The sequence below is a fragment of the Psychromicrobium silvestre genome, from assembly GCF_013408295.1.
Lineage (GTDB): Bacteria > Actinomycetota > Actinomycetes > Actinomycetales > Micrococcaceae > Renibacterium > Renibacterium silvestre.
Genome location: NZ_JACBYQ010000001.1, coordinates 351,524 through 366,641 on the forward strand (window position 1 = coordinate 351,524; position 15,118 = coordinate 366,641).

Genomic DNA, 15,118 nt, shown 5'->3' on the forward strand with positions numbered 1-15,118 from the left:
CGTCATTTCCAATTCGGCTACCGTTTCCCCTTTCTGCACCCGGTATTAGGTGCGCAGAAAGGGGAAACGGTAGCCGATTTAGTTGGAGGTGTGTGAAGCTAGTTGACCTGGCTGATGATGGTTTCAGCGACCTCGCGCATGCTCAGGCGACGGTCCATCGAGGTCTTTTGAATCCAGCGGAAAGCCTCGGGTTCGGTCAGACCCATTTTGGTGGTCAGTAAGGACTTTGCCCGCTCGACTAGCTTGCGGGTCTCAAATCGATCCTGCAGGTCGGTGACCTCGGCTTCAAGCGCTTTGATCTCCTCGTGCCGGGAGAGTGCGATCTCGATGGCCGGGATCAGATCGGCTGGGGTGAAGGGCTTGACCACATAAGCCATAGCACCGGCGTCGCGCGCCCTTTCAACAAGTTCCCGCTGGCTGAAAGCGGTGAGCAAAACTACCGGGGCAATCCGTTCTTTGACGATTTTTTCCGCCGCGCTAATACCGTCCATCACCGGCATCTTGACGTCCATCAACACCAGATCTGGGTTGAGCTCGCGAGCCAGCTCAACGGCCTTTTCGCCGTTATCGGCTTCGCCCACCACATCGTAGCCCTCACCCCGGAGGATTTCGACGATGTCCAAGCGAATCAGGGTTTCATCCTCGGCCACAACGACACGCCGTGGAGTATCGATGGGGGCGGATGGTTCCGGGGATTCTGACACGTGAGACTCCTTGTGCTGGACTGACTTTCAATAAATAGCCTATCTGCATGTAGAGTTGTTTCTCGCATGCGAAGGAATACTCAGCCAAAAGCTGAGAGAACTTTCGCGGCCTCCAGTGTTCGCCCGAGTGGCGGAATTGGCAGACGCGCTGCACTCAAAATGCAGTATCGAAAGGTGTGTGGGTTCGAGTCCCACCTCGGGCACTGGGCTCAACCGCCGGTTTGGAACGATGAGTTCCGGGCCGGCGGTTTCTTTTTGCCTTGCTAAAGGGCGTAACGATCCGGTTAACATTTAGGGCTGCTGTGGATTGGCCGAGATCGCTGTGATTGCCTGAACGTACAAATCACGAAAACTTTGGGGGCCAAGGAAAGAGTGATCAATGAAAAGCAGTTCCAAAGCCGCAATAGCGGCACTGGCCATCGGAATCCTAACCTTCAGCACAGCGGCCCCGGCCATCGCCGCTAAAACACCAGCAGAAACAAGTTGTTCTGCCGTTGATGCGGCGGCCGGAAACTGTCTTACCGTAGTGGCTCCGAGCGGGACGAAGAATGTTCTGGCATTCGGTGTGAAACAGGCACTGTCCCGGGGTGGGGATACCTCGGCGATACAGGCATTTATCGCAAAGCGCGGGCAGAAGGGGACGCACGACGGTGCGCAGCAGCAGCTTGAGGCACTTGCCCAGGCTGCCAAAACTCCGGCACCGCCCCGATCGTTAGCCGCGGTAGCTCTGGCTTCTGCCTTTGCCTCGCCTCGAAACCCCGGTGGTCTGGGCACGATCTCCGACAATACCCTGACCGTCGAAGAATTGATGACCTACTTCAACTGCACCACCGAGTGCGTGCAAGTCGGCACTCTGCAGTTCCAGTTCGTAATGACGATCAACTCGGATCGTAATTTCAGTCTGAACGGTCAGCTCACTGTGACCTCGGGTCCCAATGTGGTCTTCAACCAGATTGATTGCCTCACGTATCGTGACGATCCTTCTTTCCTCGACGAGCTTGTCCACACCTGGGGCAATTGCGATGCCGCGAGTGCTTCTCCGTTGCCGCGTTCCTCGGCGACGATTGGCTCCGCGAACTGGATCGGTGGCGTGCGCGGGGAGACCTATCACCCGCAGTACAACATAAAGTTCACCCCGGCCATTCTTGGCGACCCGGAGTACTACGTCGAGTTCACCGGCAAGGAGTATCTCGTCGACGAGCTGAGTAACACTTACTGGCTCTGAGCGGGTAGAAAACGAATCCTTCTCTCCGGTTCCCGATCGTCTGCGGTCGGGAACCGGAGTGCTTTGTGCCGGAATTTTACGGTTCGAGATAGCTCATTGACTTCCCGATAGTCCAGTGCACGGCCAGTAGGGTATCGCGATGCCATTGGGCTAACGCGAAGCTGGCGTACGACGGCGGCAGCGGGCTTGATCTCGGCCATTCCGGACTGATATATTCCAGTTGGAATAGTTCGGGAAAAATAATCAATTTTGAATCGCCTCTGAACGCCAACTCTGGAGCGTGGGTTCCGTCGACGCGGATCAACAGATCGCTTGAAACGAACCCTACGAGCTCAGACAACAACGGAAAGGACTGCCATGGCTGAACGATGCACACCCCTAGGTGGCGCAGTCCTAGCCTTGCTGATGGAGCGGAGCATGCATCCCTACGAGATGTATCAGATCTTGATCGAGCGTCGCGAGGACCGGTTGATGAAAATCCGTCCGGGATCGCTCTATCACGCGGTGGATCGGTTGCTTGCTCAAGGGCTTATCCAAGCAGAGGGGACCGAGCGTGAAGGCAACCGACCCGAACGCACCACCTACTCGATCCTGCCCAGCGGCTACCGTGCGCTGGGCGATTCGCTGAGCGTGCTGCTGCGGGAAGTGGCCGAGGAATATCCGGCGTTCCGCCGCGGTGTGGCAGAGGCTCATAATCTCCCCAAACAAGATGTGCTGGGCCTGCTGCGGGAACGAGAATCGAAGCTGCAGGAGAGCCTTGAAGATCTAGAGAGCAATTCCGCGGCTTTGGTGGCCCGCGGCCTGGAACGTCAGCTCTGGCTGGATGTTGGCTACGACATCGAAATGCAGAAAGCTGAAATCAACTGGATCAACCGAACCATTTCCGAACTCGAAGGCGGCGATTTGGAGTGGACAGCTCACTCGCGATTCCTCGCCGATAACCCCGGCTTGCAGCCCGAAATCACTGATAACAACATTAACTTCGCTAAGGAATTCTGATGGACCAACACACAAGAGCATGGCCGGCGCTTTGGTCGCTTGTCATTGGCTTTTTTATGATCCTGGTCGATTCGACCATTGTTTCGGTCGCCACTCCGGCGATTATGGATCACCTTAATGCCGATATCAATCAGGTGGTCTGGGTGACCAGCGCATACCTGCTTGCCTATGCGGTACCGCTATTGATTACCGGACGGCTGGGCGACCGCTTCGGCCCAAGGAACCTCTATCTGATCGGTCTAGTGATCTTCACCGCGGCTTCGGCGTGGTGCGGTTTTTCCGGAAGCATTGAGGTACTCATCATTGCCCGAGTGGTCCAAGGTCTTGGCGCGGCCCTGATGACGCCGCAGACCATGGCCGTGATCACCCGAGTCTTCCCGCCGGAACGCCGTGGCGCCGCGATGGGTCTTTGGGGATCCGTCGCCGGGGTAGCTACCCTGGTGGGTCCGATCCTTGGCGGTGTACTAGTGGACTCTCTTGGCTGGGAGTGGATCTTCTTTATTAATGTCCCGGTCGGCGTCGTCGGCTTCATCCTGGCTGCTCGGCTGGTACCGAGCCTGCCCACTCATTCGCATCATTTTGACTGGCTCGGCGTGCTACTCAGCGCGGCAGGAATGTTTTGCTTGGTCTTTGGTATCCAGGAGGGTGATAGCTATAACTGGGGCACCATCGTCGGGCCGATCAGCGTCTGGTCGCTTATCATCGCAGGGCTGGTGCTGATGGTGATCTTCGTGCTCTGGCAGTACTTCAACAAGGCCGAACCGCTGCTGCCGCTCAAATTGTTCAAGGACCGCAATTTCTCGCTGGCAAATATTGCGATTACTGCCATGGGCTTCGCAATTACCGCCATGGTGCTGCCGCTTATGCTCTATGCACAGAATGTGCGCTCGCTGACCCCTACGGAGTCGGCTTTGCTGATGGTTCCGATGGCGGTCATCTCCGGCGGCCTGGCTCCGGTGGTGGGCAAGTTGCTGCCCAAGGTCAATCCTCGGTATTTTGCCGTCGCGGGCTTCGCTATTCTGTCCATTGCGTTGTTCTGGCTCGGTTCGATCCTGACCGCCGATGTACCGATCTGGCAGCTATTGTTGCCGATTGCGCTCTTTGGCTTCGCGAATGCGGGAATCTGGGCTCCTGTCTCGATGACGGCAACCCGGAACCTGGATCCCTCCCAGGCGGGCGCTGGCTCCGGCGTGTACAACACCACCCGACAGGTTGGTGCGGTGCTGGGATCGGCTGCTATCGCCACGCTGATGAGCTCAAGGCTGACCGCCAATATGCCCGCTCTGCCCGCTGGTGCTTCGGCTCCAAAGGGCGACGGCGGCACGCTACCGGAAGCCCTGCATGCGGCTTACGCCACCTCGATGGGACAGTCGCTGTATCTACCGGCCATTGTGATTCTGGTGGGTGTGCTGGCCGCAATTTTCTTTGCAAAGCCCAAACAGTGGTCGCGGGTTACACCGCAAGCCGCACTGCAGACGGGTGACCGGACCGAGGAAGAACCGACTGAAACTGTCAGTACCCAGCCCTAAGCTGCTGGCATGGGAAGAACTCAGTATTATGTGGCCAGTTCAATCGACGGTTTCCTTGCGGACGACGACGGCGGCCTAGCCTGGCTGCTTCAATTCGAAGGTTTCGAAGGACAAGCCGAAAGATATCAAGAGTTCCTCTCGGGTGTCGGCGCCGTGATCATGGGCGCCGACACCTATCGCTTCCTGTTGGAAGAACAGCCGGAGGACTGGGCCTATCCAGGTCTACCCACCTGGGTTTTCAGTCATCGCGAGCTAGCTGGCTACCCGGGGGAGGACATCCGCTTCGTTCAGGGCAGTCCGGAAGAAGTGCATGCCCAAGCGGTACGGGAAGCTGGGGAACGCAATGTCTGGATGGTAGGTGGTGGAAAACTTGCCGCTCAGTTCCAGCAAGCGGGGCTGCTGGATGAGTTACTTTTGACGATCGTTCCGGTGCTGCTGGGCTCCGGCAGAAGGCTTCTGCCGGATTCCCCTTTGAGGGAGCCGCTGAAGCTGCTGAGCCAGCGAACTTTCGGCAAGGGGGTGATTGAGCTTAACTACCAACTGCGTCGCTGAGTGAGGCGAGCCAGCGGTCAGTTTGATCCGGATGCTTGAAGAGCAGAACCCGCGGGGCGGAGTGGTCCATCGCAGCTTGAGCCGCGAATTCACGCATGGCTCGACGCTTGCGAGTGAAACTCTTGAAGTGCCAGATCAGGATGGAATCCGAGGAGAAAACTTTGGCCCAAGTCTCGACATTGCCATTGCAGACCTGCTCACGGCGCACAATGCGGCGAACTGTCCGCCGAATCAATCGAAACAACGTGAGGCTCCGAGGATAGTCCAAGCCAATAATGAGCTCTGTCCGGGACAGCAGCAAATCTCGGAACTTGCTGTAAGTCGAATCGAAGATCCAGGACTCTCCGGCGGCTAATTCCGCGGCAAGCTCGCGCATCTGCGCTTCCGGGCGCCCCTGCCAGCCGGGAAGCCAACCGATTTCCTCGTCAACCAGGTGCGCCTCGAATCCGGTTAGCGTGGAAAGTCGAAGCGCCAGGGTTGATTTACCCGAGCCCGTAACACCATAGATCAGAACCCGATGGGCATTTCCCGGTAAACCCGGCCCCGAAGGGTTCAAAGGAGCCGGCTCCGGCAGAGCGCTGGCCATTCCGAGATTTTGGTTCGCCTGGCGTTGCTCATTCCCCGGCATTGGGCTGGGCGGTTTCCCGGATCAGATTGGTGATCCGTGCCGTCGAAAGTCGGCGACCTTCCTCATCGGTCATCACCACTTCGTGGGTGGTCAGGGTGCGTCCCAGGTGAATTGCGGTGCAGGTTCCGGTCACCAGACCGGAGGCTATTGACCTGTGGTGGGTGGCACCAATTTCGATCCCGAGCGGCTGGCCCCGAGTACCGGCGTGCAGGCCCGCGGCAAAGGAGCCAAGGGTCTCGGCCAGCACAAGGTGTGCTCCACCGTGCAAAATGCCTGCCACTTGGGTGTTTCCCTCGACCGGCATGGTGCCGACCATTCGTTCCGGGCTCAGTTCCAGGAATTTAATTCCCATCCTGACTACCAGGTCACCCACCCCGTATTGACTGAGCATCTGATGCATCGCCGGGGGAATTCCGGCATCGAGAAGCTGTTGCGTATAGTCCGTCATGAACCTAGGCTGGCACGGCTTGCCCTAAGATACAAAAGGGTCTGTGATCGCGAAGCCAACCATAACCCTTCGGGAAATGCTTCGTCGGCCGGATGAGCTGCACACGCTAGGTGAGGAATCTTGTGGATTTACTAGTCATTGTTGTCTTAGTCATCGCGGTGGCGTTGTTCTTTGACTTCACCAATGGTTTTCACGACACCGCTAACGCCATGGCCACCCCGATCGCCACCGGGGCAATCAAGCCCAAGGTCGCCGTCGGACTGGCCGCATTGCTGAATCTGGTGGGTGCCTTCCTCTCCACCGAAGTGGCGAAAACCATCTCGGGAAACCTGATTAACGAAGGCCCCAAAGGCATCAATATCACCCCGGCCATTATCTTCGCGGGACTGCTCGGCGCGGTGGTCTGGAATATGCTGACCTGGCTGCTCGGGCTGCCATCCAGCTCCTCCCATGCACTCTTTGGCGGGCTCATTGGAGCCGCTATTGTCGGCGCCGGGTTCGGCGTGATCAATTACGCAGTGCTACTGAGCAATGTCATTATCCCGGCGCTATTGGCACCCCTGGTGGCGGGTTTCGTCGCCTTTGTTTGCACCCTGGTTGCCTATGCCATCACCCAGCGGGTCGCCGATGACGGCGCCAACCTGCGTAATCGACGCGGCGGCTTCCGCTACGCGCAGATCTTCTCCTCCTCGCTGGTGGCCTTAGCCCACGGCACCAACGACGCCCAAAAGACGATGGGCGTTATCACCCTGGTGCTGATCTCGGGCGGATATCAGAACTCCGGTACTGGCCCGCAGCTTTGGGTGATCGCCGCCTGTGCGGCAGCCATCGCACTCGGCACCTATTCCGGCGGCTGGCGGATTATTAAGACCCTGGGCACCGGATTGACCGAGGTAAAACCCGCTCAGGGATTTGCCGCGGAAACCTCGACCGCGGCAGCGATTCTGGCTTCCTCGCATCTTGGTTTTGCGCTGTCCACTACTCAGGTTGCCTCGGGCGCAGTGATCGGTTCGGGGCTCGGGCGTCCCGGCGCCGTGGTGCGCTGGAGGCTAGCCGGAAAGATGGCGGTCGGCTGGCTCTTTACCCTTCCTGCGGCAGCCGCCGTTGGCGCTCTCGCCGCCTTTATCGCTCAATGGGGGTTGACCGGTTTTATCTTGGATGCCGCGCTCGGACTGGGCGCGATCCTGACCATCTTCCTAATTTCCCGGCGCAGCGAGGAACGTGATCTGGCCGGGGTCTCCGAGGTTGAGGTGGCCGCGGATATTGTCAGAAGGCCGGAACGGCGTAAGCGAGTGGTGGCGAGGAAGAAATGAATATCAACTGGAACGCCTTCGTTATCGTCGCTGTGGCCACGCTCGCCGCGGCCCTCACCGTGGTGACCCTGTTCTCCTTTGCGGTCCGCTTGCACGCCGCCAGCCTGGACCGTACCGGCCCGGATAAAACCCGGATTCGCTTCGCCGAGTACCTTTGCTACACGCTTTGCGCGGCGGCTGTGCTCTACGGCGTGTATCTGATCGTGCCGTTTTTCCACGGCAAGTCGTAGGCAAGTCCTCAACCGGCCTCAAGAGGCTGCGGTGAGAGAGCCCGGGACGATAGGCTGAGCCTGTGAGCGAAACAACTTCTCAGCCTGACCAGACACCCAAACTGCTTGTCCTGGACGGGCATTCGATGGCCTTCCGGGCATTTTATGCGCTGCCACCGGAAACCTTCGTCATCGATACCGGCCAGCACACCAATGCAGTGCACGGCTTCACCTCGATGCTGCTGACCATGATTCGGCAGCAGAAGCCCACCCACGTGGTGGTGGCTTTCGATCTGGACACCCCAACCTTCCGCTCCGAGGAATACAGCGAGTACAAGGGCGGTCGGAACAAGACCCCGGAGGAGTTCGGCGGCCAGATCGAGCTAATCACCAAGGTGATGGAAGCCATGAACGTGCCCACCATCACCCTGGACGGCTATGAAGCCGATGACATTATCGCCACCCTGGCTGCCCAGGCTGAGGCTGCTGGCTGGGAAACCCTGGTGGTCTCGGGGGATCGCGACGCTTTTCAGCTGATTACCGAAAAGACTCTGGTACTTTACCCGAAGAAAGGCATCTCAGACATTCCACCGCTGGATGCCACCGCGATTGAGGAAAAATATTTCGTCCGCCCGGATCAATATTCGGATTTGGCCGCGCTGGTCGGAGAAACCGCCGATAACCTGCCCGGCGTACCCGGCGTGGGACCAAAGACGGCAGCCAAGTGGATCAACCAATACGGCGGCCTGGAAGCCATTCTGGCCAATATTGACTCGATTGGCGGCAAGGTTGGCGATTCCCTGCGGGAGAACGTCGAAAACGTCAAACGCAACCGACGGCTAAATCACCTGCTGCGCGATCTTGAGTTGCCGGTGCCGCTGGAACAGATGGAACTTAAGCACCCGAACCGCGAGAAAATTGAGGAGCTTTTTGATGCCTTGCAATTCAAGACATTGCGCAAGCGACTCTTTGAGCAGTTCGGTGAGGATGAAGAAGACGGCCCTGATCCGGAACACCAGCTCCCCGAGCATACGGTTCTCGGTACCGAACAAGAACTCGCTGCCTGGCTAAGCGACGCTGGCACGGCCAGGGTGGGCCTGGCCCTGGTGGGCGACACCTTGCCCGTTGTGGACCCTGTGGGCCTGGACATAACCGCGGTGGCTCTCAGCACCGAGCACAAGACCGCCTTTGTGCCGCTGAGTAGTCTGGATGCAGCCGCCGAAAAGGTAGTGGCCGACTGGTTAGCCGGTGATGCTCCCAAGGCTGTGCATGATGCTAAAGCAGCCTATAAGGCGCTTTCTGGGCGTGGCCTGAAACTGAACGGCGTGGTGGATGACACCTCGATCTCCAGCTATTTGATCCAGCCCGAGCGACGCAATTACGAGTTGGCTGACCTGAGCCTGTACTACCTGAAGTCTCACCTCGGAGTGGGGGAGGGCAAGCCCTCCGGGCAGCTTGATCTGGGCTTGGACGATGGGGCTAAGGAAGCCGTGGCGCGTGCCTTTGCCACCGAGCGGCTGAGTGCCCAGTTAGAACCTCTGCTGTTGGAGCGTGGCGCCGATAAGCTGCTAGGCGAGTTGGAATTGCCGCTGCTGGGCACGCTGGCTGAGATGGAGTTGGCGGGTGTGGCGGTGTCCAAGGAGATATTGGATACCTTGATGACTGATTTCACCGCGACCATCGATGCTGCCCAGGCTGAGGCCTATGGCGTGATTGGCCACGAGGTGAACCTGGGCTCGCCCAAACAACTGCAAACCGTACTTTTCGAAGAACTCGGGATGCCGAAGACCAAGAAAATCAAAACCGGATTCTCCACCGACGCCGAAGCCTTGGCCGATTTGATGGTGAAGAGCCCGCATCCCTTCCTGCAGCAATTGCAGGCTTATCGCGATGCCACCAAGCTCCGGCAGACCGTGGAGGGCTTGCTCAAGTCGATCGGCCCGGATGAGCGGGTGCACACCACCTACGCGCAGAACATCGCGGCTACCGGCCGGCTCTCCTCGAACAACCCGAATCTGCAGAACATCCCGATCCGCAGCGAGGAAGGTCGCCGCATCCGCAGCGTCTTTGTGGTGGGTAAGGGAGCTAAGGGACAACAGTACGAGACCCTGCTAACGGCCGATTACTCGCAGATTGAAATGCGGATCATGGCGCACCTCTCCGGCGACGAAGCGCTGATCCAGGCGTTCAAGGACGGCGAGGATCTGCACCGTTTCGTCGGCTCACACATCTTCAATGTGGAACCCCAGGACGTCACCTCGGCGATGCGTTCCAAGGTCAAGGCGATGTCCTATGGACTGGCCTATGGACTGAGTTCCTTTGGCCTGTCCAAGCAGCTGAGTATCTCGGTCGATGAGGCGCGCACCCTGATGAAGGACTACTTCGACCGCTTCGGCGCGGTGCGTGACTATCTACGCGGCGTGGTGGAGCAGGCTCGACTGGATGGTTACACCGAAACCATTGAGGGCCGCCGTCGTTATTTGCCGGACCTGACCAGTGACAACCGGCACTTGCGAGAGATCGCCGAGCGCGTTGCCCTCAATTCACCCATCCAGGGTTCGGCCGCAGACATTATTAAGCGCGCCATGTTGGGCGTGGATAAGGCTCTGGCAGAAGGTGGCCTCAAGTCTCGAATGCTGCTCCAGGTACATGACGAACTGGTCCTTGAAGTGGCTCCCGGTGAGCTAGAGCAATTGCAGATCCTGGTGCCCGAGCAGATGGCTGGTGCTGCCGCGCTCTCCGTGCCGCTCGATGTTCAGGTGGGTATTGGCAAAAGCTGGTTCGACGCCGGTCACTGATTTGGCGAGCGCTGCCCGGAAAGTCTGTGGCCGGCGTCGAACACGTGGAGAGGCCGCTAGAAGGCGTTCACCCCAGTGAGCTCGGCGGAAAGGTCCCAGAGCTTACGAGCTTCTTCCGGGTCGACGGCCCACGGCTTGACTCCACCGATGGCAGGGTTGCTATCTACGGCCGGTTCGGCAACGTCGCAGTCCTGGCAGTAAACGCCGCCGTTCCCTTCCAGAAGGGTGGAAGTGGCAGCCCAGACCGAGGTTGCGGCGCCCTGAGCGGGAGTCTTGAAGTGTGCGGCCGCTACCTCACTCATGGTGCCGTCCTCGGCGAGCCAGCCCAGGGCGATCTGATCTTCCTGGGAGAGGTGGCGCTGCAAGGGGGTGAAAATTCCGCCCGGATGCACCGAGAAGGCGTTCAGCCCGGAGTCGCTGCCCAGTGCGTCCAAGTGTGCGGCGAAGAGGGCATTAGCGGTTTTGGCTTGGCCATAGGCTTGCCAGCGGTCATAGCCCTGGGTGAACTGGATATCGTCCCAGCGGATCGGGGAGCGGAAGTGCCCGGTGGAGGAAAGTGCCACCACTCGGCTTCGCTCCGCCAGGGCGGGACGGAGTCGGTTGACCAGGGCGAAATGACCCAGGTGGTTGGTGGCGAATTGGGCCTCCCAACCGGGTCCAACTCGGGTCTCTGGGCAGGCCATAATGCCAGCATTGTTGATCACCAGATTCAGCGTGCGGCCGGTGTCTAGGAAACCTTCCGCGAAGGTCCGGACGGAATCGAGATCGCCCAGGTCCATCGGCTGCACCTCGACGCCGGGCAAGTCCTTAAGTGCCTCTTTGGCGGGTTCCGGTCGGCGGGCAGGTACCACCACCTGAGCTCCGGCCTTGACCAAGGCGGCCGTGGTTTCCAGGCCGAGGCCGGAGTAGCCGCCGGTCACCAGCGCGGTTTGTCCGGAAAGATCCACCCCGGCCAGGACCTCATCGGCCGTGCTGCTGAAGCCGAATCCGCTGTCTAGTTTGTGCTGTTTGTTTGTCATGCCCTCAGGCTAGGTCCTGGAGTGCACTCCAGGTCAAGCTATTTGGGCTGTGTCTCTGCTCATCCAGGCTTGGCGATTGCTGAGTAGCAGGCAGACCCAAGCTGCCAGCCCATTGACCAGTAAGAGGGAAATTAGCACTAAGAGTTGGATCTGGCCTGCCTCTAGCGGGCTGGCCCCACCTAAAATGAGGCCCACGAAGGCGCCCGGTAGGGTAACAGTGCCTGCAGTTCTGGCTTGATCGATGCTGGGAACAACCGCCTCCCCAGCCACTTCCTTACTCACGAAACGTCGTGCCGCTGGCCAGGTAAAACCGAGGGCCACGGCTGCTTCGACCTCGCCACGACGACCCAGTAACTCGGCTTCAATCCGACGTCCGGCCAGGGTGGTGGTAGCCATCGCCCCGCCGATTTGTTGACCAATAATGGCGATTAAGGCCAAGGCGTTCCAGGGCAGCACACCGCTGAAAAACATCAGCAGCGCAACCGGGAGCACAGCCGCAGCGATCGGCAAGGCGGCCATCCACCAACGCCCGTGCTTGCTGATTCTGCGCCCGGAGGTCCAGACCGCAATCACGAACATCAGGGCGATAAAGGCCAGGGCAAGCAAAGGATGGCTGGAGAGCTGGGAGATCAACAGGGCGACGACGGCGAGTTGCAGTAGGGCGCGCACGCCGGCAAGCAGAATTTCCAGCATCGAGCGGCCGAGCAGATAGCGCCACACCGCAGCCGCGGCGAGCAACAGCAGCGCCAGCAGAATCCAGCTGAGCGGGCCGAGGTTCAGCAAAGTGGAGTTCTGCATACCCCATTCTCTCCGATGCGCTGCCGGTGCCCCGGTTTAGCTGCACCGGTTTCCTCGGGCAGCGCCGGGATTCTGGGGGATGTGTGGGGGATACTGCAAATTTTGACTGCGGCCCACCCCACTGAAATTCGGATCTCAGTGGGACCAGGCATCAGGTCCCACTGAGTAGCTGAACTCGGTGGGGCCCGCTTGAGGCTCGAGCAGAGCCAGACCAGCCAGGCAGAACTCGGCCAAGGCGTTAGGCTTGTTTGGGTGAAGATCATTAGCGAAGCGACCCCCGATTTTCCCTACCAACTACGTACCTGGACAAGCACCGAATCGATCGACTCCGCGGGAAAGGTCGATGAACCCGCCAAAGCCTGGAATCGCGCGGTGATCCAAGGGTTCCATGGGGCGGAACCTGAAGAGCAAGCGCAAGAAAAAATAGTTGCCAGTATCGCCAAGGATCAGCAACAAATCTATGCGATCTATCCCTCCGAAATCCGGCCGGGAAGCCTGCCCGCAACAGACCCTGTTGCTACCTATAGTTCCTTCGTGGGCACGCTCAACGTTGGAGAGGCGTTGCTGGCGACCGATATGATCACCGCGGTCACGGTGCGGCCCAGCCACCGCCGCAGGGGGATTCTCTCCCGAATGATTTCAACGGATTTGACCGCGGCTAAGGAACAGGGCGTTCCGATGGCCGCACTAACCGCCTCCGAGGCAACCATTTATGGCCGCTTTGGCTTCGGAGAAGCCAACAGATACCGTTCGATTACCGTCGATACCTCCCTCGGGTTTGCGCTGCGGTCAGCTCCGGTGGGCACCGTAGAACTGGCCCCGGCGGACACCGCAGGGCAGGTTCAAGCCGAACTTTTCAAGTCCTTCCACGCCGCGACCTTCGGCTCAATCTCTCGCCCTGACCACTATCGGGCGATGGTTTCCGGGGAGTGGACCTTTGACAATCCCGAACGGGATAGCAAGGTCAGAGTGGCGGTCCACTACGCCGTTGACGGAAGCATCGACGGTTATCTGAGCTATAAACATCTGGGCTATCAGAGTCAACCGGTCACCCTTGAGGTGATCGATCTGCTGGCGCTGAATCCGCAAGCCTATTTGGCACTCTGGCAATTTTTGGCGGATGTTGACCTTTCGTCCGCAGTGAACTGGGACGGCGCGCCAGCTAATGATCCCTTGCTCTGGGCGCTGGCGGATTCACGCCGCTATAAGGTGAATCGAGAGGTTGATTCGCTCTGGCTACGGCCGCTCGATATACCGGTGTTACTGAACGCCCGGCGTTACTTTGGAGCGGGTCAGATTGTGCTCAAGGTCAATGATCGGCTCAACCTGGCGGCGGGCAGATTCGCTCTGACCGTTCGGGATGGAAAGGGGCACACCGAGGTACTGTCGGCTGAGGGGCCAGCCGATATCGAGATGGATGTCGCGGCGTTGGGCTCTCTTTATCTCGCCGGGGTCAGCGCCAGAACTTTGTGGGAAGCCGGGCGACTGGATTTCGGAACCGAGGCAGCCGCCGTCGAACTCTTTGACGAGATTTTCCGCACTCCGGTGCAGCCGGTCAGTAGGACGGACTTCTGATGAGCTTTGACGAACTGTACGAAATCCGCAGATTCCCGGCGGCTCGCAAGGGCGAGCCCGGTTACGAACAAGCAGTTGAATGGATTCGAGCGGTCAATCGTGGCTTCCATCAGCCCAAGCGTTCCGAGGAGCAGATCGAATCGGCACTTAAGGTCAGAATCGTGGACCGACGCGAGCAGACCGGGGTGTACCAACGGCAGGCGGTGGCACCGCACTCCTTCGGGGCTGAGGCGCCGGTGGCCACTTTCGGAACCCTGCGCAAAGAGGTCAATATCGGGTTTGGCAGGATGCTATTAGCACAGTTGGTGACGGCGGTGACCGTCCGGGCTAGCCATCGACGGCGCGGCATTCTGAGTCGGGTGATGCACGAGGACCTTCAGCGGGCCAAGCAGGATGGGCTCGCGCTGGCTGCGCTGAACGCCTCCGAGGCGGTGATCTACCGACGCTTCGGCTTCGGGGTGGCCACCAAGGAACGCCATATTAAGGTTGACGTTGGCCCGCGCTTCTCGCTGCGACATCGTCCGATTGGCACCGTCGAGGGGGTGCCGCGGCAGGTTCTGCTTGATCTGGCGCCGGAAGTTTTCAGTCATCAGCATGTTCGCAGCCCAGGCTCGATTGATCGGCAGGAGAGCTATCGGTATCAGGCGGCTGGCTTTGGTCCCTGGGCGATCGATGAGGATGAAAACGTGCTCAGCGCCCTGCATTACGACGTCGATGGGCAGGTAGACGGGTACGTCTCCTATCTGTTCCAAGGCTGGGACAGCAAGCCGCAGACGATGTCGATTATTGACCTGGCGGCCGCGAACGATGGTGCTTACCTGGAGTTATGGCGATACCTAGCGTCGCTCGACCTGGTGGAGCAGATCGAGTGGAGTAAAGCACCGAATGACGATCCGCTGGAATGGGCTTTGGAGGATCGTCGCTGCTTGCAGGTGCAAGAGGAAAAGGACATGCTGTGGCTGCGTGTCCTGGATGTTGCCCAGGCCTTGGAGGCTAGGAAATACTCCGCCGACGGCGAGCTCAGCTTGCGGGTCGAGGACAGGCTAGGCCTCAGTGCCGGGAACTTCGTGCTCACCGTGCAGCAGGGGGAACCCCATGTGCGGCTTGAGGCGGGGGAGCGGTCCGTGGATCTGAGTCTCGATATAGCGGAGCTGGCTTCGATCTATCTGGGCGGGGTGTTGCCTAGCACCTTGCTCGCTGCCGGCCAGCTTACCGAGCACACTCCCGGATCCGTATTGCTGGCACAAAGGATGTTTGCGCTGGAACGAACACCCTTCTGCGCAACTCATTTTTGAGACTTGCTTGGAGGCTACCTCCGGGT

The 15,118-nt window shown here is 59.3% G+C and carries 14 protein-coding genes and 1 tRNA gene; 10 read left to right on the forward strand and 5 right to left on the reverse strand.

Going from position 1 to position 15,118, the window contains the following annotated elements; genetic code table 11:
* Positions 1-98 precede the first annotated feature (98 nt).
* Positions 99-704, reverse strand: coding sequence for a response regulator (locus tag FHU41_RS01695; protein WP_179387927.1), 606 nt, complete (start codon positions 702-704; stop codon positions 99-101).
* A gap of 121 nt (positions 705-825) precedes the next feature.
* Between FHU41_RS01695 and FHU41_RS01700 the strand changes: the two genes are divergently transcribed.
* The 5 genes from FHU41_RS01700 (at position 826) to FHU41_RS01720 (ending at position 5,009) form a co-directional block, all read left to right on the forward strand.
* A tRNA-Leu gene (locus FHU41_RS01700) sits at positions 826-907 on the forward strand.
* Between the two features lie 176 nt (positions 908-1,083).
* Complete coding sequence (locus tag FHU41_RS01705; RefSeq protein WP_179387928.1) at positions 1,084-1,929, forward strand: hypothetical protein; 846 nt, start codon at positions 1,084-1,086, stop codon at positions 1,927-1,929.
* Positions 1,930-2,286: 357 nt separating this feature from the next.
* Positions 2,287-2,928, forward strand: coding sequence for a PadR family transcriptional regulator (locus FHU41_RS01710; protein WP_179387929.1), 642 nt, complete (start codon positions 2,287-2,289; stop codon positions 2,926-2,928).
* Positions 2,928-4,457 carry a DHA2 family efflux MFS transporter permease subunit gene (locus FHU41_RS01715; protein ID WP_179387930.1) on the forward strand — a complete coding sequence of 510 codons (1,530 nt, stop codon included), beginning with the start codon at positions 2,928-2,930 and terminating at the stop codon, positions 4,455-4,457. The genes FHU41_RS01710 and FHU41_RS01715 overlap by 1 nt, the downstream gene beginning before the upstream one ends.
* A gap of 9 nt (positions 4,458-4,466) precedes the next feature.
* Positions 4,467-5,009: a dihydrofolate reductase family protein gene (locus tag FHU41_RS01720; protein ID WP_179387931.1), complete on the forward strand. Its 543-nt coding sequence runs from the start codon at positions 4,467-4,469 to the stop codon at positions 5,007-5,009.
* Here FHU41_RS01720 and FHU41_RS01725 read toward each other — a convergent pair.
* Together FHU41_RS01725 and FHU41_RS01730 are read right to left on the reverse strand one after the other, a co-directional pair.
* Positions 4,987-5,595 carry a P-loop NTPase family protein gene (locus FHU41_RS01725; RefSeq protein WP_246279405.1) on the reverse strand — a complete coding sequence of 203 codons (609 nt, stop codon included), beginning with the start codon at positions 5,593-5,595 and terminating at the stop codon, positions 4,987-4,989. The two genes, FHU41_RS01720 and FHU41_RS01725, sit on opposite strands and share 23 nt — an antisense overlap.
* Before the next feature lie 28 nt (positions 5,596-5,623).
* Positions 5,624-6,085, reverse strand: coding sequence for a hotdog fold thioesterase (locus FHU41_RS01730; protein ID WP_179387932.1), 462 nt, complete (start codon positions 6,083-6,085; stop codon positions 5,624-5,626).
* A 122-nt stretch (positions 6,086-6,207) separates the two neighbouring features.
* Here FHU41_RS01730 and FHU41_RS01735 point away from each other — a divergent pair, with 122 nt between their 5' ends.
* The 3 genes from FHU41_RS01735 to polA all read left to right on the forward strand — a co-directional run bounded on the left by FHU41_RS01735 (position 6,208) and on the right by polA (position 10,405).
* Complete coding sequence (locus FHU41_RS01735; protein WP_179387933.1) at positions 6,208-7,398, forward strand: inorganic phosphate transporter; 1,191 nt, start codon at positions 6,208-6,210, stop codon at positions 7,396-7,398.
* Complete coding sequence (locus tag FHU41_RS01740) at positions 7,395-7,628, forward strand: hypothetical protein (RefSeq protein WP_179387934.1); 234 nt, start codon at positions 7,395-7,397, stop codon at positions 7,626-7,628. The genes FHU41_RS01735 and FHU41_RS01740 overlap by 4 nt, the downstream gene beginning before the upstream one ends.
* A 125-nt stretch (positions 7,629-7,753) precedes the next feature.
* Entirely contained in the window at positions 7,754-10,405 is a 2,652-nt protein-coding gene (gene polA / locus FHU41_RS01745; RefSeq protein ID WP_246279476.1) for a DNA polymerase I, read from the forward strand.
* A gap of 56 nt (positions 10,406-10,461) precedes the next feature.
* On the opposite strand, the gene FHU41_RS01750 is transcribed toward polA, so the two are convergent.
* Together FHU41_RS01750 and FHU41_RS01755 are read right to left on the reverse strand one after the other, a co-directional pair.
* Positions 10,462-11,424 carry an SDR family NAD(P)-dependent oxidoreductase gene (locus FHU41_RS01750; RefSeq protein ID WP_179387936.1) on the reverse strand — a complete coding sequence of 321 codons (963 nt, stop codon included), beginning with the start codon at positions 11,422-11,424 and terminating at the stop codon, positions 10,462-10,464.
* Positions 11,425-11,457: 33 nt separating this feature from the next.
* Positions 11,458-12,222: an ABC transporter permease gene (locus FHU41_RS01755; protein ID WP_179387937.1), complete on the reverse strand. Its 765-nt coding sequence runs from the start codon at positions 12,220-12,222 to the stop codon at positions 11,458-11,460.
* A 252-nt stretch (positions 12,223-12,474) separates the two neighbouring features.
* Between FHU41_RS01755 and FHU41_RS01760 the strand changes: the two genes are divergently transcribed.
* The gene (locus FHU41_RS01760; protein WP_179387938.1) at positions 12,475-13,797 is read left to right on the forward strand and encodes a GNAT family N-acetyltransferase; all 1,323 of its coding nucleotides are present in this window, start codon (positions 12,475-12,477) and stop codon (positions 13,795-13,797) included.
* Positions 13,797-15,092 (forward strand): GNAT family N-acetyltransferase, encoded by a 1,296-nt coding sequence (locus FHU41_RS01765; protein WP_179387939.1) that lies wholly within the window; start codon positions 13,797-13,799, stop codon positions 15,090-15,092. The genes FHU41_RS01760 and FHU41_RS01765 overlap by 1 nt, the downstream gene beginning before the upstream one ends.
* Positions 15,093-15,118 lie beyond the last annotated feature (26 nt).